23 protein-coding genes are annotated in these 22,157 nt (G+C 72.5%); 9 read left to right on the plus strand and 14 right to left on the minus strand.

Translation table 11 applies throughout. The features are described 5' to 3' along the window. Positions 1 to 50: 50 nt before the first annotated feature. Positions 51 to 581, minus strand: coding sequence for an Asp23/Gls24 family envelope stress response protein (locus CFK41_RS00230; protein ID WP_096797854.1), 531 nt, complete (start codon positions 579 to 581; stop codon positions 51 to 53). A gap of 225 nt (positions 582 to 806) precedes the next feature. Between CFK41_RS00230 and CFK41_RS00235 the strand changes: the two genes are divergently transcribed. Together CFK41_RS00235 and CFK41_RS00240 are read left to right on the plus strand one after the other, a co-directional pair. Beyond that, positions 807 to 1,709 (plus strand): LysR family transcriptional regulator, encoded by a 903-nt coding sequence (locus tag CFK41_RS00235; RefSeq protein ID WP_096797855.1) that lies wholly within the window; start codon positions 807 to 809, stop codon positions 1,707 to 1,709. Between the two features lie 131 nt (positions 1,710 to 1,840). Continuing rightward, positions 1,841 to 3,118, plus strand: a complete 1,278-nt coding sequence (locus CFK41_RS00240; RefSeq protein ID WP_227873143.1) for an LCP family protein — start codon at positions 1,841 to 1,843, stop codon at positions 3,116 to 3,118. A gap of 9 nt (positions 3,119 to 3,127) precedes the next feature. On the opposite strand, the gene CFK41_RS00245 is transcribed toward CFK41_RS00240, so the two are convergent. Further along, a complete protein-coding gene (locus CFK41_RS00245; protein ID WP_096797856.1) occupies positions 3,128 to 4,516 on the minus strand; it encodes an amino acid permease in 1,389 nt (462 codons plus the stop codon). A gap of 246 nt (positions 4,517 to 4,762) precedes the next feature. Here CFK41_RS00245 and CFK41_RS00250 point away from each other — a divergent pair, with 246 nt between their 5' ends. The 4 genes from CFK41_RS00250 (at position 4,763) to CFK41_RS00270 (ending at position 8,916) form a co-directional block, all read left to right on the plus strand. After that, positions 4,763 to 6,751, plus strand: coding sequence for a penicillin acylase family protein (locus CFK41_RS00250; protein ID WP_096797857.1), 1,989 nt, complete (start codon positions 4,763 to 4,765; stop codon positions 6,749 to 6,751). A 28-nt stretch (positions 6,752 to 6,779) separates the two neighbouring features. Beyond that, the gene (locus CFK41_RS00255; RefSeq protein WP_096797858.1) at positions 6,780 to 7,316 is read left to right on the plus strand and encodes an alcohol dehydrogenase catalytic domain-containing protein; all 537 of its coding nucleotides are present in this window, start codon (positions 6,780 to 6,782) and stop codon (positions 7,314 to 7,316) included. A gap of 118 nt (positions 7,317 to 7,434) precedes the next feature. Then, positions 7,435 to 7,968 (plus strand): GNAT family N-acetyltransferase, encoded by a 534-nt coding sequence (locus CFK41_RS00260; RefSeq protein WP_096797859.1) that lies wholly within the window; start codon positions 7,435 to 7,437, stop codon positions 7,966 to 7,968. Between the two features lie 498 nt (positions 7,969 to 8,466). After that, complete coding sequence (locus tag CFK41_RS00270; RefSeq protein ID WP_096797861.1) at positions 8,467 to 8,916, plus strand: GNAT family N-acetyltransferase; 450 nt, start codon at positions 8,467 to 8,469, stop codon at positions 8,914 to 8,916. Here the strand turns inward: CFK41_RS00270 and CFK41_RS00275 are convergent. The 6 genes from CFK41_RS00275 to CFK41_RS00300 form a co-directional block, all read right to left on the minus strand. After that, positions 8,892 to 9,467, minus strand: a complete 576-nt coding sequence (locus CFK41_RS00275; RefSeq protein ID WP_096797862.1) for a TetR/AcrR family transcriptional regulator — start codon at positions 9,465 to 9,467, stop codon at positions 8,892 to 8,894. The two genes, CFK41_RS00270 and CFK41_RS00275, sit on opposite strands and share 25 nt — an antisense overlap. Before the next feature lie 4 nt (positions 9,468 to 9,471). Further along, positions 9,472 to 11,025 (minus strand): MFS transporter, encoded by a 1,554-nt coding sequence (locus CFK41_RS00280; RefSeq protein WP_227873144.1) that lies wholly within the window; start codon positions 11,023 to 11,025, stop codon positions 9,472 to 9,474. Between the two features lie 96 nt (positions 11,026 to 11,121). Beyond that, positions 11,122 to 12,396: an MFS transporter gene (locus tag CFK41_RS00285; protein WP_096797863.1), complete on the minus strand. Its 1,275-nt coding sequence runs from the start codon at positions 12,394 to 12,396 to the stop codon at positions 11,122 to 11,124. After that, positions 12,393 to 13,067, minus strand: coding sequence for a GntR family transcriptional regulator (locus CFK41_RS00290; protein WP_096797864.1), 675 nt, complete (start codon positions 13,065 to 13,067; stop codon positions 12,393 to 12,395). The genes CFK41_RS00285 and CFK41_RS00290 overlap by 4 nt, the downstream gene beginning before the upstream one ends. Positions 13,068 to 13,203: 136 nt before the next feature. After that, a complete protein-coding gene (locus CFK41_RS00295; protein WP_151904618.1) occupies positions 13,204 to 14,268 on the minus strand; it encodes a hypothetical protein in 1,065 nt (354 codons plus the stop codon). Continuing rightward, positions 14,265 to 15,818, minus strand: a complete 1,554-nt coding sequence (locus CFK41_RS00300; protein WP_227873145.1) for an alpha/beta fold hydrolase — start codon at positions 15,816 to 15,818, stop codon at positions 14,265 to 14,267. Before CFK41_RS00300 ends, CFK41_RS00295 begins: the two co-directional genes overlap by 4 nt. Positions 15,819 to 15,926: 108 nt before the next feature. Between CFK41_RS00300 and CFK41_RS00305 the strand changes: the two genes are divergently transcribed. After that, a complete protein-coding gene (locus CFK41_RS00305) occupies positions 15,927 to 16,637 on the plus strand; it encodes a MerR family transcriptional regulator (protein ID WP_151904619.1) in 711 nt (236 codons plus the stop codon). A gap of 259 nt (positions 16,638 to 16,896) precedes the next feature. Next, on the plus strand, positions 16,897 to 17,430 hold the full coding sequence (locus tag CFK41_RS00310; RefSeq protein ID WP_096797867.1) for an AAA family ATPase: 534 nt from the start codon (positions 16,897 to 16,899) through the stop codon (positions 17,428 to 17,430). An 8-nt stretch (positions 17,431 to 17,438) separates the two neighbouring features. Here the strand turns inward: CFK41_RS00310 and CFK41_RS00315 are convergent, their stop codons facing one another. After that, positions 17,439 to 17,999 carry an AAA family ATPase gene (locus CFK41_RS00315; RefSeq protein WP_096797868.1) on the minus strand — a complete coding sequence of 187 codons (561 nt, stop codon included), beginning with the start codon at positions 17,997 to 17,999 and terminating at the stop codon, positions 17,439 to 17,441. A gap of 81 nt (positions 18,000 to 18,080) precedes the next feature. Between CFK41_RS00315 and CFK41_RS00320 the strand changes: the two genes are divergently transcribed. Beyond that, a complete protein-coding gene (locus CFK41_RS00320) occupies positions 18,081 to 18,671 on the plus strand; it encodes a transglutaminase domain-containing protein (RefSeq protein ID WP_096797869.1) in 591 nt (196 codons plus the stop codon). On the opposite strand, the gene CFK41_RS00325 is transcribed toward CFK41_RS00320, so the two are convergent. The 5 genes from CFK41_RS00325 to CFK41_RS00340 form a co-directional block, all read right to left on the minus strand. Next, positions 18,668 to 19,639 carry a phosphotransferase family protein gene (locus tag CFK41_RS00325; protein WP_169928757.1) on the minus strand — a complete coding sequence of 324 codons (972 nt, stop codon included), beginning with the start codon at positions 19,637 to 19,639 and terminating at the stop codon, positions 18,668 to 18,670. The two genes, CFK41_RS00320 and CFK41_RS00325, sit on opposite strands and share 4 nt — an antisense overlap. Before the next feature lie 59 nt (positions 19,640 to 19,698). Continuing rightward, the gene (locus CFK41_RS00330) at positions 19,699 to 20,274 is read right to left on the minus strand and encodes a dihydrofolate reductase family protein (protein ID WP_096797871.1); all 576 of its coding nucleotides are present in this window, start codon (positions 20,272 to 20,274) and stop codon (positions 19,699 to 19,701) included. A gap of 118 nt (positions 20,275 to 20,392) precedes the next feature. Continuing rightward, a complete protein-coding gene (locus CFK41_RS17870; protein ID WP_169928758.1) occupies positions 20,393 to 20,563 on the minus strand; it encodes a hypothetical protein in 171 nt (56 codons plus the stop codon). Positions 20,564 to 20,747: 184 nt separating this feature from the next. Next, positions 20,748 to 21,374, minus strand: a complete 627-nt coding sequence (locus CFK41_RS00335) for a GNAT family N-acetyltransferase (RefSeq protein ID WP_096797872.1) — start codon at positions 21,372 to 21,374, stop codon at positions 20,748 to 20,750. Continuing rightward, the gene (locus tag CFK41_RS00340) at positions 21,371 to 22,120 is read right to left on the minus strand and encodes a phosphotransferase family protein (RefSeq protein ID WP_096797873.1); all 750 of its coding nucleotides are present in this window, start codon (positions 22,118 to 22,120) and stop codon (positions 21,371 to 21,373) included. The genes CFK41_RS00335 and CFK41_RS00340 overlap by 4 nt, the downstream gene beginning before the upstream one ends. Positions 22,121 to 22,157 lie beyond the last annotated feature (37 nt).

Here is a 22,157-nt window from a genome sequence, read left to right on the forward strand (position 1 = left end):
CTCGATCGGGGCGCAGGGCGGGCGCTCGGCCCGGCCCTGCACCCGATGGATCACTTCAGGTCGGTGCTGCGCTGCTCGGCGGCGGGCTCGTCATCCTGCCCCGGCAGGTGGACGTCGACGACGTTCACGTTGACCTCGATGACCTCGAGACCCGTGGTGCCCTCGACCTGCTCGATGACATTGCGGCGGATGGCGTTGCCGACCTCGACGATCGAGGCGCCGTACTCGACGACCACGGTGACGTCGACCGCGGCCTGGGTCTCGCCCTTCTCCACCGCGATGCCGCCGGTGACGCTGGTCTGGCCGCTGGGGAAGCGGTCGGTGACGGCCGAGAACGCGCGACGCACGGCGTTGCCCATGTCGTACACGCCGGGGACCTCGCGTGCGGCCATGCCGGCGATCTTGGCGACCACGGTCTCGTCGAGGGTGGTGATGCCGCGGCTGGTCTGCAGCGGGCCGTGCGGGGTGGACTCCTGCTGCTCGCGGCGCTCCTGCTCGCGGGATTCCTTCGCGGCCGCGGCCTGCTCGGCCGCCTGCCGCTCCTGCTGCTGGCCGGTCTGGGGGATCTTCGACTCGGACATGAGTGCTCCTTCCTGACGGCCCGGGATCGGGCCTGCGAATGGTGACACCGGGAAGACGTCATGAACCGGCGGATCCTCACGGCATCTCGGTGTGAGCGTGGTCACACCGCGAAGGTTACCGGCCCGTCCGGAGCCTTCCTGGGACCCCGCCCGGGCGCTCGAGGTCTCGGTATTCTCGGCGCAGCGATCCCGGCGACCGGTCGGGCGGGGAGAGAGGCGGACGAGATGGCGAGCACCGGCCCGAGCCTCGCGCAGGTGGAGGCGCTCATCGCGGTCATCGACCACGGCTCCTTCACCGCTGCGGCCGAGGTCCTCCAGATCTCCCAGCCCTCCCTCTCGCGCCGCATCCACGCCCTCGAGGAGACGCTCGGCGCCCGCCTGTTCCTCCCCGTCGGCCGCCGGATGGAGCTGACCGAGACGGGCCGCGGCGTGGTGGCCGCCGGGCGGAGGGCTCTCGCGGAGATGGGCTCGATCGACGCGATGGTGGGCGCTGCCCGCTCCCTCACCGCGGGCTCCCTGCGCCTGACCGGCCTGCCCTCGCTGATCGCGACCGAGCTGCCCGGGCACCTGGGCCGCTTCCACCGCGCGCATCCGGGGATCCGGGTGGAGGTCTTCACGGTCGACGACGCCGAGGAGCTCGTCGAGGCGATCCGGGTGGGGCGGGCCGATGCCGCGCTCGGCGTGATCGACCGGGTGCCGGGCGACCTCGCCGCGATCCCGCTGCCCGCTCAGGAGTTCGCGGCCGTGCTCCCCGCCGCAGCCCGCGGAGCCGGCGACGAGGGCCCACTGACCTCGCAGGACGTCACCGACAGGTCGCTGATCACCCTGCCGCGGGGCACCTCGATCCGTCAGCTCACGGACACCGCCCTGCGCGGGCTGGGCGCCCTCCCGGCGCACCGGATCACCACCACCCAGCGCGACAGCCTGGTCCCCCTCGCCCTCGCGGCCGAGGGGCTGACCGTCGTCCCCACCGCGCTCGCCCGCACTGCGCCCGCGTACGGGGGGATCGCGGTGGCGCTGGATCCGCCGGTGCACCGCTCCCTCGGCATCATCCATCGGCCCGACGAGCTCCCCAACCCGGCGCTTCACGAGTTCCTCGCGCTCATCGAGCAGGCGCCGAGCGCCTGACCTGGCCCGAGCGGCGGTGCATAGGGGCACTGCATGGATCCCCGCGCCGGGACTATTGGAGCTCGGGGCCCTTCCCGTGGTGACCTGGTCGGCGGACCAGGCACGACGAGCAGAAGGAGGGGTCCGCGACCTTGGAGAGCTCCCCGAGCGGACACCGACCGCCGCCCCGCCCCGCCGCGGGCTCGCACCGTCGGGACGGGCCGACGCTGGTGTACCGGCGCGGGCGGATACTCGCCGCTCTCGCGGCGTTCGCCCTGGCCCTCGTGGTCGCCGTGGTGCTCGGACTGGCGGGGACCGTCACCCATCTCGAGGGCAACATCGCCACCGCCCCGCTCCGGCCGGGGGAGACCTCGACCCCGCGGGAGAGCGGCGGTGCGCTGAACATCCTGCTGCTCGGCTCGGACACCCGAGACCTGGCCGGGGACGACTTCGGGCCGGGCGACGGCTCCCGGCGCAGCGACGCGATGGTGCTCGCGCACCTCTCGGAGGACGACTCCCGGATCGACGCGGTCCAGCTCCCGCGCGACACCCTCATGGACCTGCCCGCCTGCGCCGACACCGGCAGCGGCAGCTTCGCCGGCGGCCGGGGGATGCTCAACTCCGTCCTGAACTACGGCCCGTCCTGCTCGGTCGCCGCGGTCGAGGAGCTCACCGGGGTGCAGATCGACCACTTCGTGGAGCTGGACTTCGAAGGCTTCATCACGATCGTCGACGCGATGGACGGGCTGCACGTGTGCCTGCCCGAGGCGCTCGAGGACACGTACGCGGACCTCGACCTGCCCGCCGGTGAGCAGGTGGTCGACGGCAGGGACGCCCTGGCCCTGGCCCGCACCCGCCACGCCGTGGGGGACGGCAGCGACATCGCGCGGCTCGGGCATCAGCAGATGGTGATGTCCGCCGTGGTGCAGGAGGCGACCAGCTCCCGCGTCATCGCGCGGCCGGACCGGCTCTACCCCTTCCTCGACGCGACCACGTCCTCCCTGACGGTGGATCCCGGGCTGAGCCGCGCCACAGATCTCGCCGGGCTCGGCAAGCGGGTGAACCGGGTGGACCCGGAGCACATCACCTTCCTCACGATGCCGTGGGAGCCGGCGCCCACGGACCGCAACCGCGTGGTGCCCTCGGCGTCGGCCGATGCGGTGTTCGAGGCCCTCGCGGTCGACGAGCCGGTCGTCCCCTCCGACGAGCCGGTCGACCCCTCCGACGAGGGGGACGTCGGCGATGAGGAGCAGGACGAGCGCGTCGGGACCGACGACGAGGGGCGGGACGAGCGCGCCGGGGCCGGTGCTTCGGGCGACATCACGCCGCACACCGAGCGGCCGACGACGAGCGCCCCGTCCTCGCCGCCCGCCCCTGCGGTGGACGGCGCGACCACCCGCACGGCCGACACCTCGCTCTGCGACGGCTGAGCCTGCAGGTCAGCCCCGGGGCAGGCGGCGTCGGACGGTGACCAGGTAGAGCACGCTCATGAGCGCCATGAAGCCCACGCCCGTCAGCAGCGCCGTGTGGTACTCGCTGATCCACACCATGATCCCGATCGTGAACAGGATGAACGCGATCGCGAACACCTGCCCGTAGGGCCAGAGGGGGACCGGGAACCGCAGCGCGTCCCGTTCCTCGACGCTCATCCCGCGGCGGGAGGCGACCTGGGCCAGCAGGATCATCAGCCACACGAACACGGTCGAGAAGGTCGCCAGCGAGGCGACGATCGTGAACACCGACTCCGGCAGCGCCCAGTTCAGCAGCACGCCCACGACGAGCACGCCCAGCATCGCGAGCGTGGTCACGACCGGCACGCCGCGGACGGTGCCGGACAGGGCCGCCGGGGCCAGGTGCTGCCGGGCCATGCCGGCGACGACGCGGCCCGCGCCGAACAGGTCCGCGTTGATCGCGGAGAGCGCGGCCGTGATCACCACGAGGTTCAGCGCCGCGGCGGCCCAGCTCACGCCGAGGGTGTCGAAGATCTGCACGAAGGGGGACTCCTCGCCCGTGATCTGCCGCCACGGGGTCAGCAGCAGGATCACCCCGATCGCGAGGACGTAGAACAGCAGGATCCGCACCGGGACCGTGTTGACCGCCTTCGGGATCGCCGTGCCGGGATCCTCCGCCTCGGTGCCGGCCACGCCGATGATCTCGGTGCCGCCGAAGGCGAAGAGCACCAGGATGAACGCGCTGATCATCCCGCCCGGCCCGTGCGGGAAGAATCCGCCGTCGGCCGTGAGGTTCGACAGGCCCGTCGGCGTCGAGGCATCGCCGAGCCCGACAGCGAGGATCGCCGCGCCGCCCGCGATCATCGCGATCACCGCGCCGACCTTCACGATCGTGAAGGCGAACTCGAGCTCCCCGAACCAGCGCACGCTCGCGAGGTTCGCGGCGCCCACGACCAGCAGCGTGAGCGCCACCCAGATCCACTGGTCGGTGTCCGGGAACCAGAAGCGCATGTAGATCGCGATCGCGGTGAGGTCCGCGAGGCACACGATGAGCATCTCGAAGGCGAACATCCAGCCGGTGATGTACCCGGCCCAGGGACCCAGGAAGCGGCGGGTGTACTCCGCGAAGGAGCCCGAGATCGGCATCCGCACCGCCATCTCGCCGAGCGCGCGGAGCATGAAGTACACGACCGCGCCGCCGAGCAGGTACACCAGCAGCACCGAGGGGCCGGCGGCCTGGATCGCGCCGGCCGAGCCGTAGAACAGGCCGGTGCCGATCGCGGAGCCGAGGGCGATGAAGTGGAGGTGTCGCGCCGAGAGTCCGGTCCGGCGACGGGTGGTCGCGGGGGCGGCGGGCGGCTGCGTGGTCGTACTCATCGCGGGGGTGGCTCCGGGAATGGGGGGAGGGGCGGCTCGAGCGCCGCCGGCACTTCTTGTGCCTCTGACACGGTACGGCGGTCGGGCGGGGCGGGCGACGTGCGTCCGGCCACGTCGGGCGGCGCCGGTCGGAAGGCACGCCGGCGGGATCGCACGCCGGCGGTCGACGGACCGGTCTTGACCGTGCCGCAGGGGCACGGTGTCGGGTGGGGATGATCCGCAGGACGCCGACGGAGAGGACCGAGCATGCGCATCGACTGGGACGAGCACGGCACGCCGACCATCACCGCGGAGGATGATCTCGGCGCCTGCCGGGGATTCGGGCACGCGCAGGCCCTCGCGCACGCCACCGCGGTCCTCGAGCTCTACGGGATCGCCCGCGGGCGCGCGGCGGCGCTGTGGGGCGAGGAGTTCCTCAGCGGCGACGTGGACCACGCACGGCTCGGCCTCGAGGCCGCGGTCGAGACCTGGTGGCTCGCGCAGGAGGAGGGGACCCGCCAGCGGCTCGAGGCCTTCTGCGAGGGCTTCAACGCCGCCTGCGCCGAGGACCCGGACCTCGGCGGCGCGCGGCGCGAGGCGCTGCCCGTCACCGCGCGCGACGTAGTCGCCCACACCCTCGCGCTCTTCTTCGGCTTCGCACGCTTCTGGGACCAGGGCCTCGCCTTCCCGACGGCGGGCGGCGAAGGACTGCTCGGAGGCGGATCTAGCGCCTGGGCCGTGACCGCCGAACGGTCCGGGACGGGCGAGGCGCTGCTGATGATCAACCCCCACATCCCGTGGGTCGGCCCGTACCGGATGTTCGAGGCGCGCTCGGTCTCGCCCGGCAGGCGCTGCCACGGCGCGACCCCGATCGGCTTCCCCTGGCAGTCCTTCGCCCACACCCCGGACGTCGGCTGGACCCACACCGTCAACCCCCTCCCGCAGCTGTGGGTGTACGAGCTGGAGACGGCCGGGGACCGGTATCGGCTGGGCGAGGAGCTCGTCCCTGTCGAGACCCACGAGCACCGTGTGGAGGTCCGTGACGGCGAAGGGGTGACCGTCACCGAGCGCCGCAGCGTCCACGGTCCGGTGACCACGGCGCCGGACGGGGCGACTGTGGCGCTCCGCATCGCCGGCGTCCTGCACCGGCCCGTGACCACGGCGCTGGAGAGCTGGTGGCAGATGTCCCTCGCCGGCAGCGTCCGGGAGCTGTTCGCCGCCCAGGAGCAGTGGCCGCTGCCGATGTTCAACATCATCGCCGCCGACTCCTCCGGCTCGATCGGCGCCGCCTTCTGCGGCGCCTCCCCGCACCGTCCCGGCGGATCGTTCGAGGATTCCCGGCACCGGCTGCCGGGGCACGAACGGAGCCTCATCTGGGAGGAGCTGAACCCGCCGCACAGCCTTCCCCGGGTGATCGACCCCGACTGCGGATGGGTGCAGAACGTCAACGAGACGCCGTGGTGGTTCTGCGATCCGCCGATGGACCCGGCCGACCACCCCGACGGGATCGCCCCGGCTCCCGACCGGATCCGCGACATCCGCTCACCGCTCTCCCGCGCCCGGATGGCGGCGAGGGACCGCATCGGCCTAGAGGATCTGCTGGAGCTGAAGTGGGACACCCGCGCGCATCTGGCCGACATCGTCCTGGACCAGCTCCTCGCCGCCGCGGGGGCGGATGGCGATCTCGTCGAGGCTGTCCGGGTGCTGCGTGACTGGGATCGGCACGCGGAGGCGGAATCCCGCGGCTACCTGCTGTTCCATCTCTGGGCGCATGACCACTTCCCCGTGGGGGAGGTCGTCATGGACGACAACCGCCTCACGCCCGCGCAGACGCCCGGCGGTCTGCCCACCGGCCTGCGCGACCCGGAGGAGGCCGTGGAGTCCCTGCGCCGGTCCGTCGCGACGCTGGTCGGATGGGGTCTGCCCCTGGACGCGGCCTACGGGGAGGTGGCCCGGATCGGCGAGGCCCCCGAGGATGCCCCGGCCAGCGGCGGCCCCACCTACTTCGGGCTCTTCAAGTGCCTGGAGATCGTGCCCGGCGAGGGGACATGGCCCGCGATCGGGGGCGACAGCTGGATCTGCCTGGTCCGCTTCGGGGCCGAGGCGCAGACCGCCTCGGGACTGCTGCTGCCGGGTCCGGCGAGCGAGCCCGGGTGGGCCGCCGGTCGAGCTCCCGTGCCCGGCGCGGCCGCGCGCCGGTACGCCGCCGAGGAGCTCGTCCCGCAGGCGCCCTGGCACCGCGCCGCGTCCCGCTGATCCGCCGCACCACGAACGGAGACCTGCCATGGACACCATGGATGCACTCGTCGTCGAGGAGTCCGCTCCTCAGCGATTCCACCTCGCCCGCGTCCCCGCGCCGAGGCCAGCGCCGCACGAGGCATTGGTCGAGGTGCATGCGGCCGGCGTGAACCCGACCGACCTCGCCCTGCGCGATGCGGCTCCGCCCGGGACGGTGCTCGGCCACGAGCTGGCCGGTGTCGTGCTCCGCGAGGCGGCCGACGGCTCCGGGCCGCCCGCCGGGACCCGAGTGGCGGGCCTGGTCATGGGCGGGGCCTGGGCGCTGCAGGTGGCGACCCCGGCCGCCGGCCTCGCCGAGGTGCCGCAGGGCGTCGACCTGCGTGCGGCCGCGACCGTGCCGATCGCGGCGGCAGTCCTCGTGGCTCGACTGGACGTCCACGGCACCGCGCGAGGCAATCCGCTGCCGACCACCCGAAGCTCGTTCCATCTCGTTCGGATCGGTGACGGCTGGCGTATCGCCAGCATCCACCACGGCTTCATCGCAGGAGCACCTGGTTCCCCCGTTCCCGACCCACGAGACTAGGGTCCGATGATCCGGCCGTGGGACGCAGGCCCCAGGAACCGGTCGTAGAACGGATCCCGACGTGTCCCCGACGATTCGAAAGCCGTCGAACGCCGTGGAAAGCCTCAGAAGGAGCCCGATGACCATCACCGCCCGCCTGCAGCTCGACCCGCCCTGCGAGGCCGATCTCGAGGACCTCCACCGGATCTACTCCGACGCCCGCACCTGGACCCACTTGCCCAGCGGCCGCTTCGCCAACCTCGCCACCACGCGCGATGCGCTCGCCGGATGGCTCGCCGACTGGCGCGAGCACGGCCTCGGCGCCTGGGTGGCCCGCGAGAGAGGCGTAGTGGTCGGACACGGGGGCTGCGCCGTGCGGCAGGGCGCGTTCTGGAACCTCGGCTACCGCTTCGCGCCCGAGGCGCAGGGGCGGGGGCTCGCGACCGAGCTCGCGCGCGCCGCGGTCGATGCCGCCCGGGAGCACCGTCCGGAGCTGCCGGTGGTCGCCTACCTGCTCGAGAACAACCCCGCCTCCGCCGCCGTCGCCGAGAAGGTCGGGCTCTCGCTGCGCCACCGCGGGCCCGACGCCGGCAATCCTGACCCGTCGGCCGTGCGCCTGGTGTTCGCGGACCGGGCGCTGAGCGAGACGGAGCTCGTGGCGACGATGCGCTGAGCTGGCCGCCTCCCCGGGATGGGCGGTGAGCCGGCGGTGATCATGGGGCACACCTCACCAGGAAGATGCTGCCTTGGACGGTGTATCGGTCGGGGGTCGGTCACGCCATATCCTGGGCCCACCTACGGCCCGAGGGCGGACCGGATCGCGGGAGAGGGGGCGGGCGCATGCGACTCGCTGCGCTGATGCTCATCGCGGTGCCCGTGGTGCTGGTGCTCCTGGGCCTCGTGGTGCTGATCCCAGCGGTGCGTGCGCTGCAGTGCCGATCGGGCAGCCGTGGAGCGGCCGTGCTCCGCCTCGTCGCCGGTGCCGGCCTGCTCCTCTGGGCGCTGGTCTCGGCCTCCTGGCTCGTGGTCGAGATGCAGTACAGCGTGGTGGTCCTGCCGATGCTGGGTCTCAGCGGCGCCGAGGTCGGGACGATCCTGCTGCTGGGGCCGCCGTGGTGCCCGAGCACCGCGAGCGGCGCCGACCGTGACGCGCCCGCTGTAGGGTCCGACGATGACGTCGAACGGCACCGCCCGCCTCCCCACCGTCCGCGAGGCCACGGTGGCCGACGAGTCGGGGCTGTGGCCGCTGGCGGCGGCGCTGGCGACCTCCTACCGGCCGACGAAGGACGGGTTCGGCAGAGCGCTGCGCGCGATCGTCGCGGACCCGCACGCGGCGATCCTGGTCGCGATCTCCGAGAAGGAGCTGGTGGGGCACGTCCATGTCCTCACGCATCCCGCATTCCATGCCGACGGTGCGATCGGCTGGGTCGAGGAGCTCACGGTCCGCGACTCCGCACGGGGGACCGGATGCGGGCGCGCGCTGATGGCGGCCGCCGAGCAGTGGGCTCGCGAGCGGGACGACATCGCGTACATGGCACTGACGACCCGGCGCGCCGGGGACTTCTATCGCGCGGTCGGCTACGAGGACTCCGCGACCTACTTCAAGCGACCGTTCCGCTGAGGGGTGGCCAGGGCGAGCAGCTGCTCCTCGAGCGCGAGGCGGTCGGCCTCGTCGAGGATCGCTCCCCACAGCGGGGCGCTGTTGCTCCCGTCGGCCGCCGCGACCACCAGGCGCACGATCGACGGATCGAGGCCGTCCTGCCCCAGCTCCTCCTTCCAGCGGTCCACGTCCTGCTGGGCGAGCCGCTCGAGCTCCGGCTCGAACATGAGCTTCGCGGCCAGGGCGATCGAGTCCCGCAGCCGGGCGTGATCACCGGCCTCGGCGAGGCTGACGCGGATGTAGGCCCGGACGAGCCGCCCGGGGCCGGGCCCCTCCTCCTCGGCCCTGCGGTGCACCTCCGTGCGGAACTGCTCGATGAGGTGCTCGGCGAGTGCGTGGAGCAGGGCCTCCTTGGTGGCGAAGTGGTAGAGCAGCCCGCCCTTGGAGACCCCGGCCTCCTGCGCGATCTCGGAGACCGGCACCGCGGTGCCGTGCCGTCCGATCAGGTGTGCGGCGGTCTCGAGGATCAGCCGCCTGGTGTCCTCCGCGCTGCGTCCCGCTGTCCGTGCCATGGGGTCAGTCTCCTTGATCCCGGACCCCGGCGTCCGACATCGTCTCGTCGGCGGCGTCGGTGCGCGCAGAGCGCGCCGCCCGGGTGCTCGGGATGAGGATGAGGGCGATACCCGCGCCGACGACCATGACCCCGCCCGCCACCAGGGTGGTCAGCTGCATCGCCGAGACGAAGGCGTGCTCCGCCGCGGCCAGCGCCTCGGCATGGCCCTGCAGCGCGGCCGTCGCGGAGGCCAGCGAGTCCTCGGCCCGAGAGGCCGCCTGCCCGGCGACGTCGGCCGGGAGGTCGAGGCGGAGTCGGTAGAGCAGAGTCATGAGCGAGCCCAGCACGGCGATGCCGAGCGCGACGCCGAGCTCGTACGCGGTCTCCGAGACCGAGGAGGCGGCTCCCGCCTTCGCCGGCGGCACGGCGGAGACCACGGCGTCCACGCTGAGCGTCTCCGAGATCCCGATCCCGAGCCCCAGGGGCACGAGCGCGAGCAGTACCCAGATCAGCTGCTCGCTGCTCTCCAGCAGCGCCAGCATCCCCAGGCCGAGAGCGCCGGTGAGCAGGGCGAGCGCGATCGCGCGACCCCGCCCCAGCCGGGTCAGGAGCACGCCCACCAGGAGCACCGCCGCCATCGCGGCGAGCGCCGCGGGCAGCTGCGCGATGCCCGCGTCGAAGGGGCTGAGGTGCCGGGCGAGCTGGAGGTACTGGGAGAAGAAGAACAGCACCCCGCTGAGGGCGAAGACCGAGGTGAAGTTCACCAGCACCGCCCCGCTGAACGCGGGATTGCGGAACAGGTCCACATCGATCATCGGCGAGTCCGCGCGGCGCTGGCGGCGCACGAACAGCACGCTCCCGATCACGCCGACGCCGACCGCGGCCACCGTGACGGCGCTCGCAGTCCCACCGGTGACCTGCTTGATCGCGAGCACGAAGGGGACGATCGCCACCATCGACAGGGCGCTGGAGAGCAGGTCGAACCGCTCCGGGGAGGGGTTGCGGGACTCCGGCAGCAGCCAGGCCCCGCCGATCAGCACCGCCGCGATCACCGGCAGGTTCATCAGGAACACCGAGCCCCACCAGAAGTGCTCCAGCAGCGCCCCGCCGATCAGCGGGCCCAGCGCGATGCCGCTGGAGGCGGCGGCGGACCACAGGGCGATGGCGCGGGTGCGCTCGGCGGCATCGGTGAAGATGCTGCGGATCAGCGACAGGGTCGAGGGCATGATCGTCGCCCCGGCGATCCCGAGCAGGAGTCGCGCCGCGATCAGCACCCCGGCCGACGGGGCGAAGGCCGCGAGCGCCGAGGCGAGCCCGAAGGCGGTCGCGCCGATCAGCAGCAGGCGCTTGCGCCCGATGCGGTCGGCCAGGTTGCCCATGGTGACCAGCAGGCCCGCGATGGCCAGGGAGTAGATGTCCCCGATCCACAGCACCTGGGTCGCCGACGGGGCGAGGTCCGCGGTGAGCGAGGGGACCGCGAGGTAGAGCACGGTCGCGTCGATGGCGAGCAGCAGCACCGCGCCCACCAGCACCGCGAGCGCCGCCCACCGCCGTGCAGGGCTCATCGTCTCCGCCACCGCCTCCTCCTCAGAACTGAACCGTCGCGTCGGTACAGTTTCATGGTCGGGGCGGTGGTCGGGCAAGGTGATGTGCCGTGGTTCATCGCGATCGCGTCAGGACGCTGCGACCGCGGCGACCTCCGGATCGACGAGCTCCTCCTCCGGCTCGTCGGCCGCGGAGTTCGTCGGCCTCGGAAGCGGGCGTCGCAGCCCCCAGGCGACCGTCGCCAGGCACAGCGTGCACACCGCGGCGACGATCGCGAGGCCCCCGGTGTACGGCAGGACGGGTGTGAGCGCGGCCAGCAGCGTCGGCAGCAGGAAGCCGAGATAGGCGAGCGAGTAGTAGACGCCGGTGATCCCTGCGAGGTCCCGCGGAGTCGCGAGCGACTGCGCGATGACCAGGCCCGCCACGACGCACACCCCGTAGGAGGCGCCGAGCAGCGCGGCGACCCCCACCACGAAGGCGGGGTGGCGGAGGTCGGCGGCGACGGCCGCGAGGATCATCCCGAGGCTCATCCCGGCCATGCCCACCACGAGCGCACGCCCGCGGGTGAGGCGGTCGATGAGGCCGACGGCACCCTGCGCGATCGCGCCGATGCCGAGGGTCAGCACCGTCAGGCCGGTCGCGTAGATCGTCGCGGCGTCCCCGATCTGCGCCTCGACGGTGGAGGGCAGGATCGCGTAGGCGACGCCCGCCGCGGCGAACACCCACGGCCCGGCCGGCAGCACGAGCCGCACGAAGGTCGGATGCCCGACCGAGGGGACCCGCAGGTCATCGCGCAGCGCGCCGCGGGTCCGCAGTTCGCGGGGCAGGCTCTCCGGCGCGCCGAGCAGCGCGAGGGCGGCCAGCAGGCACAGTCCGAGATGGACGAGGAAGGGCAGCTGCCCGGGCAGCGGCGCCCACTGGGCGAGCGAACCGGTCACGCCCGCGCCGATCGCGAAGCCGAGGGTGAGCGTCATCGAGGAGCGGCGCGCCCCGGCGGTCGGGGCCGCGTGGGGATCGTGCGGGGCGGAGGAGAGCTCCTTGATCCAGCTCGAGCCCACCGACATGCCCACGCCCACGCCGATCCCGGCGAGCACGCGGCCGACGCACAGCAGCACGAAGTCCGTCATGCTCGCCGCGAGCAGCACGCTCGCGAGCGCCGCGGCGAGGAGCCCGATGATCGCGATCGGCCTCCGGCCGTGCCGGTCCGAGAGACCCGCGGCCAGCAGCATCCCGGGGATCAGGCCCACCACGTACATCCCCAGCAGCAGGTTCGCCTGCCAGGGCGCGTAGCCGCCGACGGTCTCGTAGACGTGCAGCAGGGGAGTGAAGTGGTTCCCGCCCCAGGCGAGCACGAAGCCGGTGGGCGCGACGGCCAGCCAGGTGGGGAGGTGCCCGCGGCTCACTCGGCCACCACCTGGTAGCCGTCGTGCCCGGAGCGCAGGTGGCGGTCGATCATCTCGCGGAATCCGGCGACGTCGCCGCGTGCGACGGCGCCGGTGAGCTCGACGTGCTCGCGGTGCAGCGCGGGCAGGTCCGCGGTGGGGGAGAGGATCGCGAGATGGGTGAGGCGGAACAGGCGCGGGCCGAGCGAGCGCAGCACCTCCTCGACCACGCGGTTGTCGTCGTGCGAGGCGAGGGTGAGGTGGAAGGCGTAGTCGTGGACGGCGAACTCGGCGGGCTGCCCGACGGCGGACTGCTGGGCCTCGAGCACGGGGGCGAGCGCCTCGAGCAGGCTCTCGCGACGGGACTCGTCCGGGGCGATCCGGGCCACGGCGTGCCCCTCGAGCATCGCGCGCACCGACAGCAGCTCCTCCCGCTCCCGCGCGGTGGGCGTGGTGACCAGGGCGCCCTTCTTGGGGATCAGGCGCACCAGCCCCCAGGTCTCCAGCTGCAGCATCGCCTCGCGCGCCGGGGTGCGGCTCGCGCCGTGCTCTTCGGCGAGGTCGACCTCGCGCAGCAGCTCGCCCGGCTCGATCGCGCCGACGGCGATCCGTCGGGCGGAGTCCGCGGCGATCTGTGTCGCGATCGGGCGGTTCTCACGGTCATCGAGCCAGGGGAGGGTGGGGGAGGGCATGACGCACAGACTAATGCATGCATCAATGGATGCAAGATGGGGTCCGTCACGGGTCGCGGCGCCCTGTCGGCGCTGAGGCGAACGAGCGCGGGCGCGGCCGGGATGTCCGGACACGTGCCCGCGCTCGCGGCGATGCTCACCTCTCGAAGGGGTCATCCGCCTGGAGTCCCCAGTGGAACCCGCGGTCGTAGAGCACCGTGCCCCCCGCTGCCGGGGCGAGATCCTGGTCGATCCCCTCGCCCGCCACGGTGATCGTCCCGTCCTCGTGCTCCGTCACAGTGACCTTGTGACGCTCGGCGGGAGAGGCTGCATGCTCCGCGACGGTCTGACCGGGCCGCTGGAGCGGGCGGAGCTCGATGCTGAGGATGTCCCCCTCACGTCGGTACGTGCCCGACAGCAGCTCGCCCTGCGCGGTCCGGACCTGGACGCCGAGCTTGCCGTCCTCCGCGACTCGGCCCAGTGCCATGGCTCTCCACGGGCCGCTCTGGTCGATCGGCGCCTCAGCGGTCTCCTGCGCGATCCAGACTCCGCTCGGTGCCTGGTCATCGACCGTCCTCGCGGGCTGTGACGAGACCACCAGCCCCGCGACGATCAGGACCGATGCACCGCCGAGGACGGGTCCGGCGGCGGAGAGCAGCTTCGCGGCGCGGTGGGAGCGCAGCAGCACCGGCCGCCGGCGCGGAGCGGGTGTGCGGTCGAGCAGCAGTGCGGTCATGATGCGCTGCACCCACGGTGCCGCCGCTGTCCCCGCCAGCAGCAGGAGGCCGATCGAGAGCTCCTTGCCCGGCATGTCGTACCCGAGGTTCAGAACGAGGATGAACGACATGGAGGCAAGGCTGAGGAGGGCGCCGACGGCAGCTGTGCGCCACCACAACAGCGCCAGCGCGGCGCCGATCTCCGCGGCGCCGGCGAGGAACTGGAACAGGGGAGAGAAGCCCACCATGCGGGAGAGCAGGCCCATCGGGCTCATCTCGCCCTGGGTGATCAGAGCGTCGGCGACGTCCGGCACCCCGAACTGGTGGAGGCCGAGCTTGATGGCCCCGTTGTAGGCGAGCACCAGTGCGAGGACCACTCTGGCCGCGCCGTGCAGCCACCACATCAGCTGCACGCCCCGGGAGCGGTCGCCCTGCAGAGCCGTCGAGCTCTCGGCGGTCGGTGCGTTCGTGGTCGTTCCTCTCCTCGGTCCCGACTGTGCACTCATGCGATGCACCGCGCGTCTTCTTCGGGGACCTCCAGATCGACCAGGTAGTCGGCGACCGCCTCGTTGACGCAGTCGTTGGCACCGGACATGGCGATGGTGTGCTGCTTGCCCTCGACGGTCAGGTGCGCGCCGTCCAGCTGCTTGGAGAGGGACAGCCCGCCCTCGTAGGGCGAGGCGGGGTCGCCGGTGACCGAGATCGTGAGCGTCTCCGGGAGGCCCTCGGGGTGCTCCGCGTAGGGGAACCCGAGATCGGGGTCCGCGGGCCAGGCCTCGCAGCCGTCGCGTGCTCCGGCGACCCCGTCGCCGGGATCCATGAAGGGAGCCACGCCGCGCACCTCGGCGCGGAACTCCTCCTCCTGCTCAGGGGTGCGGCGCTCCTCGTCCATGCAGTTCACGGCGAAGTTGGCTTCGAGGTAGTTCCCCCACACCCCGTTCTCGTCGCGCATCCCGAACTCGTCGCTGATCGCGAGCAGGGTGTCCGCCCGCCCTGCGGCGAGCTCCTCGATGCCCGCGAGGACGTCGGGCCACTGCTCGGAGTTGTAGAGGCCCGCGGTCACCGCGCCGACCGCCACGTTGTAGTCCACCGTGCGGCCCGCCGCAGTGGTGATCGGCTCGTCGATGAGGGGCCGGGTGATCGACTGGAACTTCTCCACGGCCTGGTCGGGGTCCGTGCCGAGTATGCAGTCCTCCTCCTTGCTGCAGTCGGTCGCCATCGAGTCGAACGCCGCCTGGAAGCCGGTGTACTGGGTGATCCGTCGCTCGACGGTCCCGAGCGTCGGGTCCGCGGCGCCGTCGAGCACGAGCGCGCGCACGTTCTCGGGGAACATCTCCGCGTACACCGCGCCGAGGCGCGTCCCGTAGCTCTGGCCGAGGTAGCTCAGCGTCTCGTCGCCGAGGACTTCGCGCAGCACGTCCAGATCGCGTGCTGCATCCCGTGTGCCGACGTTCGCCAGGAAGTTCTCGCCGCCGCTGGCCTCGGCGCAGCGCTCGACGAGCTCCTGCGTCTGCTCAGCGCTCCAGCTGCCCTGGAGCGCCGCCTGGGGGAAGAGGTTTCCGCCCTGATCGGCCGACTCGTCGCTCACGCAGTCGGCGCTCGGCGTCGAGGCGCCCACACCTCGGGGGTCCATGCCGATGATGTCGAAGTTCTCCGTGATCGGGGTGCCCGCCAGATTCGCATCGGCGACCACTCCCTGCAGGAGCCCGGAGCCTCCGGGCCCGCCCGGGTTGACCACGAGCGAACCGATCGGGTTGCCGTCGGCGGCGAGCCGTGTGACGGCGACCTGCGCGGTCTCCCCGCGGGGATCCTCGTAGTCGACCGGGACCTGGAGGTAGGCGCATTCGGCCTCCTCCACGGCGTCGAAGACGAGATCCTCGAGGGCTGTGGTCGCGAACTCGGCGCACGAGCCGAACGCGAGGTCCTGCTTGTAGTACTGGGCGAGCGGATCGCTCTCCGTCGGGTGCGGTACGCAGGAACCGGCAAGGCCCGCGACGAACAGCACCGGCACCATCGAGATCGCCAGGCGACGTAGGGTCGTGTGTCTGGTGGTCATGTCTCTCCTCGTCATCGCGCCCTCGTGGCGCGTCTGAGCCCATGGGACACTTGGCCGTCGCGGCACAGTCAAGGCCGGCGTGCCGGATGCGATCGAGGGGTGGACGTGATGGGGTGGAGCACCAAGGAAGTGGCGACGCTCGCCGGCACGACGCTGCGTGCGGTGCGCCACTACCACGAGATGGGACTTCTGGCCGAACCCCCGCGCTCGTCGAACAACTACAAGAACTACGGCGTCACCCACCTCACCCAGCTGCTCCGCATCCGTCGCCTCGTGGCGTTGGGCGCCCCGCTCGCAGAGATCCGCGACATGGCACCCGAGGCCGAGGACTACGCGGACACGCTGCGCGCTCTCGACGCCGAGGCGAGCGAGACCATCCAGCGCCTGGAGCAGGTGCGGCGCGAGATCGCGGAGCAGCTCGCGACGCCAGCGGCCGAGGTCCCGGCCGAGAGCCCTGCCCTGCTGCGAGCGGATGAGGACTTCCTGATGGTCCTCTCCCGACTGTTGGAGGACGACTCGTACGAGGCCTGGCGTGAGATGGCGGACCACGCTCCTGCCGACGGTGCGCTCCAGGAGTTCGCGCATCTGTCCGAGGACGCCTCCGATGCGGTGCGTGAACGGATCAGCAGGCGTCTCGCCGAGGTCGTGCGGAACCTCCACCAGGAAGCACCCCTCCTCCGCGCCCCCGACTTCCGGCCGAGCGGGAAGGCGGGCCTGGCGCGCAAGAGCCTCCACGTGGCCCTCGCCGAGCTCTACAACCCCGCCCAGACGGACGTCCTGGCGCGCACCGGTCGGCTGCTCGAGACGCCGCGGGGGTAGATGCGCGGCGAGCCCCGCCACTCGCGGTCCCGGGGGACATGCACCGAAGAGCGCCTGCGCGGGACGGACGCTCACGGACGGTGTCCGCACGGCCATCCGGTTCCGCGCCCGAGGCGATGTGCGGTTGACTGGCCGCATGAGGGACTGGACCGCCACGGCGGAGAGCTGCGACCGCTCCTTCGCGACGCTCTGCGAGCGGCTGCGCGGGCAGGCTCTGCAGGCGGTGCTGCCCGAGCTGCCGCTCGAGGAGGTCTGAGAGATGCTCGCGACCCTGTTCCTCACCGTCGGCCTGCCCGGCACCGGCAAGACCACCGCCGCCCGCCGGATCGAGGCGGAGCACGATGCGCTGCGCCTGACCAAGGACGAGTGGATGAAGGCGCTCTACGGCAGTGGCAACCCTGAGCAGGCCTCCGACGTCATCGAGGGGCGGCTGGTGGAGATCGCGCTGCGCCCCCTCGAGCTCGGAGCGAACGTCGTGCTCGACTTCGGGCTCTGGGGGAAGGACGAGCGCTCCAGCCTCCGACAGGCCGCCGCCGACCGCGGCGCCGAGGTCGTGATGCTCTTCTGCGACCTCGACCCTGTCGAACAGCGCCGCCGCCTGGATCGGCGCCTCGCCGAGGAGCCGCGCACCACCTGGCCGATCTCCGAGGCCGAGCTTGCCTCCTGGGCCGACGTCTTCCAGCGCCCCACCGAGGCGGAGGTCGACGGCAGCGAGCCGATCCCGGCGCCGCCGGATGGCTTCGCGGACTGGGGTGCGTGGCGCGAGGAGCGGTGGCCTCCCGCGATCCTCTGAGCCGAGTGTCAGTCGCAGCTCGGGTAGCGCTCCGTCGCGACCTGCGGCTCCAGCCCGAGATTCTCCGCGATCATGGCGGCCGAGGACTCGGCGTCGTGGTGCTCGGTGTCGACCTCCAGATCCACCGGCGGCTGCTCGACCTCGTGATCGTCGAGACGGGTTCGGCGGAGAGTCTCGAGGTCGTTCAGCTTGTGGAACTCGCCGCGGTCGGGGTTCTCGATCCGCCGCTCCTGCTCCCGCTCGCTCACGGCGAGCCTCACGAAGCGGACCGAGCCGCCGTGGCGCTCGACCGTCTCCCGCACGCGGGCGGGAAACCCGGGACGCACGGTCGCCTCCGGAGTGAAGGTGAAGAGCAGGGAGCGACCGGTGCGCGCGGCCTCCTCGAACACGTCGAGCCAGAACTGCTCGCGCAGTCGGACGAACGGCTCGCTGCCGAAGGGGAACATCGTGGTCAGCGTGTCCACCACGAGATGGTTGTGGAAGACCGGATAGCCCAGGCGACGCTCGAGCGCCCGTGCGGTGGTGAGCTTCCCGGCGGCTGCGGGGCCGTGGAGGACGATCAGCTGCATCCGAACATGGTGGGGCCCCGAGACGGTCGAGACATGAGGAAGACGGGGCCGCGGCCCGGTCCCGTCCGTCACGATAGGGGGATGATGGTCCACGCCTCCCTGGTCACGCTCTTCGAGGGTGTGCGGAACCTCCCGTACGACACGGCCGCGGCGTACGACGCGGAAGGTCTGCGCGCCCAGGGTCGGGGGAACTGCGTCGCGAAGGCCGCGCTCCTGGCCGAGGAGCTCGGCGCGCTCGAGGTGCCGTGCAGGACAGTCTCCTGGGAGTACGAGCTGCCGCTGCTGGTGGACGTGCAGCAGCGTCTCGGCTTCCGCACCGACATCCACACCGCGGTGCAGGCCCATGTCGGTGGCCGGTGGGTGCTCGTCGACGCGACGCACGATCCGCCACTGGACGCCCTGGGTCTGCCGGTCGGCCGCTGGGACGGTCGCAGCGCGACGGAGCCCGCCTATCGGCCCATAGGGCCGCGCGTCGTGCTCGGGCAGAAAGGACCAGGTTCCGAGCAGCTCCAGGAGGCGGGGGAACGTATCGGGCGCCAGGTCGAGGCCACCCGCCCAGAGCTGATCACGCAGTATCGGGATGAGCTGAACGCGCTGTTCGAGGGCTGTCGGCAGGGGCGAGAGCCGTTGCCGATGCGGGACGGCGACGGACCTCTCGCCTCAAAGGCCTAGCCGGCCGAACGGGCACGGAGGAGGTCGGGCCAGGACTCCTTCCCGTCTCCGGAGGTGAGCGCGAGGAGGTCCAGGAGTGTCGCGCTGCGGGGAGCGGCCCAGTTCCTGTCCTCCGAGGTGGAGGGCTCTTTCAGGAGACGCGCGAGCGCCAGGTAGAGGTGATACCAGAGTGCGTCCCGCTCGAGCTCGAGCTCGAGGTCGGAGCCGTCGTCAGTGCGATATCCCGCGAGGAGATCGGGCAGGTCCTCGAGCGGCAGGCCGACGAGATCACGGGCCGGGGAACCCCACTCGGCGCATCCCCAGTCCAGCAGGGCGGTGACCTCTCCCGCGCCGTCGACCATCACGTTGGAGGGGGCCACGTCCCGGTGCACCAGCACGGGGTCCGCGAGCGAGGGGCCCTCGGGGCGGAGGCGCTCGAACTGTTCACGCAGCCAGACGTGCTGGGCGCCGCCGATCTCTCCGGCCTCGACGAGGCGGTCGAGCAGCTCGGGGAGGGAGAAGGCGTAGGGCTCGGGAAGCGCGTCGAGGGGGCCGACCCGCTGCATGCGGATCTCGTGCAGCGCCCGCAGGATCTCGCCGAGCGCGCCGAGCGTGCGTCGGCGCCCCGTCCTGTTGAGGGGCCGTGCCGCGAGGGTCTCGCCGCGGGCGCGGCGGAGGACCATGTAGGGCACGCTCGCGTGCCGCAGGGACGTGTCGAAACTGATGATCTCCGGCGCCGGCAACCCGGCGTCGCGGACGAGCGGGATCACCAGGGACTCCTTCGCCAGCAGGCCCTCGGCCCGAGTGGTGCGCGGGAGTCGGAGGACCAGCTCGTCGCCTAGGAGGAGCGAGAGGTTCACCTGGCCCTGGACGGGGACCGGCACCACGTCCGAGGGGGCGACGCCGTGCTGCCCGGCGACCGCGCGCGCGATCTCGCGGGCATCCTGGGGCAGGTCAGGGGGCTGTGGGGCCGCGCGTGCAGCATCCACCCTCGAGCCCTCCCTTCGCATCGGCCGTGCACTGTGGGTACAGAGTTCGCGGCTCGCGGTCAGCGCACCACGTCGTAGACCAGCTTCACCACGCCGTTGCCGTAGGCGACGGAGTCGCGCAGGCGCAGGTCCTGCCGGTCGTGCGCCGAGGTGGGGAGGAACCGCTTGCCGGTCCCCAGCGTCACCGGGAACAGCAGCAGGTGGTAGCGGTCGATGAGGCCCGCCTCCCCGAGCCGGCGGGCGAGCTCGGCGCTGCCGTGGATGAAGATCGTGCCACCGTCGCCTGCCTTCTCCGTGGCGACGTCCTCGGTGGAGCGGAGGATCCGGGTCTCGCCCCAGCCCTCGTGCAGGTCTGCCTCGTCCAGCGAGGAGGAGACGACGATCTTCGGGATGTCCTGGTACGCGGCGTGATCGGGGGAGCCGTTCCACTCCGGGGCGAAGTCCTTGTAGCTGCGCCGGCCGAACATCAGCGCGGAGGTCTCGGCGATCTCCTCGCCCTTGAGGGAGAACGCCTCCTCGTCGAAGGGCGTGCTGAGCACCCAGCCTCCCTGCGGATGCCCCTCCACCACCCCGCCGGGGGAGTCGACGATGCCGTCGAGCGTCATGAAGCCGGTCCAGACCAGTTCTCGAGCCATGATGTCTCCTGGGGTGAGACGGCTCGGGGGCGTCTCCGTCCGGGTGCCCGATGCACCGGGGCCGTCACGTGCACAGTAGTCAGCCGCGGGTGAGGGCGCACCCCCTGCGGGCCGGTGGTCAGTCCCGGCGCTCGCCGCGTCGAGGCCGCGCGCCGCCGTCGGCCTGCCGGACGCCGGAGGCGATTGCTGCCCGCACCACGAGGTGCAGCCCGCCCACCACGGAGACCACGGCGAGGGCGATGCCGAGCAGCACGACGATCTCGAATCCGTCGATCCCCAGGACGTCCATGTCCTGACTCTATGCGCCGAGAGATCGTATCGAGGTGTCCCGCGGCGTCTCGGCACGCATATCCGCGGGGCGATGCTCGTCGGTCGGCGCGCACAAGGCGTTCGGCGCGAGCATGGGGAGGAGTCTGGCAAGCCGCGGGGGTGGTCTCGCCGAAGGATGGGAGATCCCAGGTCCGCCCGGCGGGTCAGAGCTTCCGCGCCGCGGCGGCTCGCAGCATCGAATGGACGACCGGGCCGTCGGGGATCTGCGTCGTCGCGGTGACGGTGAAGCCGTGGCGGGAGTAGAGCTCCACGTTGCGGGGGTCCGAGGTCTCCAGCACGCAGCTCCCACCGGCCGCATCGACTCGGCGCAGGCCCTCGACGAGCAGTGCGGAGCCGATGCCCTGCCCGCGTGCCGAGGGGTGGACGCCGAGGGTCGCGAGCTCCCAGGCCTCGGGCGGACGCGGCGGCAGCTCGGCGGCGAGGAACGCGTCGAGCCGCTCGCCCAGCAGGTGCACGACCCGCGCCTGCGCTGCGTCGGCCGGGGCGGGGGAGTGCGGCCGGAGCAGGGCGGCCACCCCGTCCAGCCGCTCACTCACGAGCACGATGCCACTGGTCAGGGCATGCTCGAGATAGATCGACTGCAGCTCCTCGAGCCGTTCCGCATAGTGGTCCTCGGGGATGGACCACCGTGTCCACGGGTAGTCGTCGAAGGCCGTGGCGAGAGTGCCCGCAGCAGCGGGAACGTCGGCGGGCAGGGCATCGCGGAGTGGGATCGGCACCCCGGTACGGTAGTCCACCTCGTCCAGGGCGCGGCCGGCCGCTGCACTCATGACGACTCCCGCATGCGCGCCCTGAGCACGTCGAACTCGCAGCCCGGGGCGTCGGGATCGAAGCCGTGCTCGAGCAGCCAGCGCGCCGCGGTGAGGCTCCGCAGCGACCACCAGGCGCGGATCGCGCCCCGGTCCACGTCCGTGCCGTAGCCCGCGAGCAGGTCCTCCAGGCGCTCCTCGTGGCCGAGGGTGAGGATCGCGAGATCGAACATCGCGTCTCCCGGCGCGCCCTCCGACCAGTCGATGATGCCGGTGACCTCGTCGTGCTCGACGAAGACGTGGGTGATCTGCAGATCGCCGTGGACGAATACGGGCCGCCGCGGCCGCAGCGCCCCGCGAGCGATCCGCCGATTGCGCTGCACCACCTCGGCGGGGAGAGGGGAGTGCGCGAGCAGCCACTCGCACTCCCGCTCGAGCTCCGCCTCGACCTCCTCCAGCGGCCGCCCGGGCCACGCCGGGAGCGGCGCCTCGTGGAGCCGACGGAGGGCGCGTCCTGCCGCGGCCCACGCCGCGGGCGATGCCTCCGACGGGGCGCCGAGCACGCCCAGGGCCGTGCCGGGCACCGCCGCGAGGGCGAGCGCCGGCGGCTCGTGCCACAGCACCTCGGGAGTCGGGACCGGGGCGAGCTCCATCGCCCGGACCTCCCGCGCGGAGCGCCCGGGATCCCCGTCGACCTTCAGGAACACCTCGCCCACGCGCAGGGTCGCCCGCTCGCTGTGCGCGACGACCAGCTCGACCTCGTCCATGCGGCCATCCTCCCCGCACGGCGGCGGGATGTCGCCG

This window comes from Brachybacterium ginsengisoli (genome assembly GCF_002407065.1).
GTDB classification, from domain to species: domain Bacteria; phylum Actinomycetota; class Actinomycetes; order Actinomycetales; family Dermabacteraceae; genus Brachybacterium; species Brachybacterium ginsengisoli.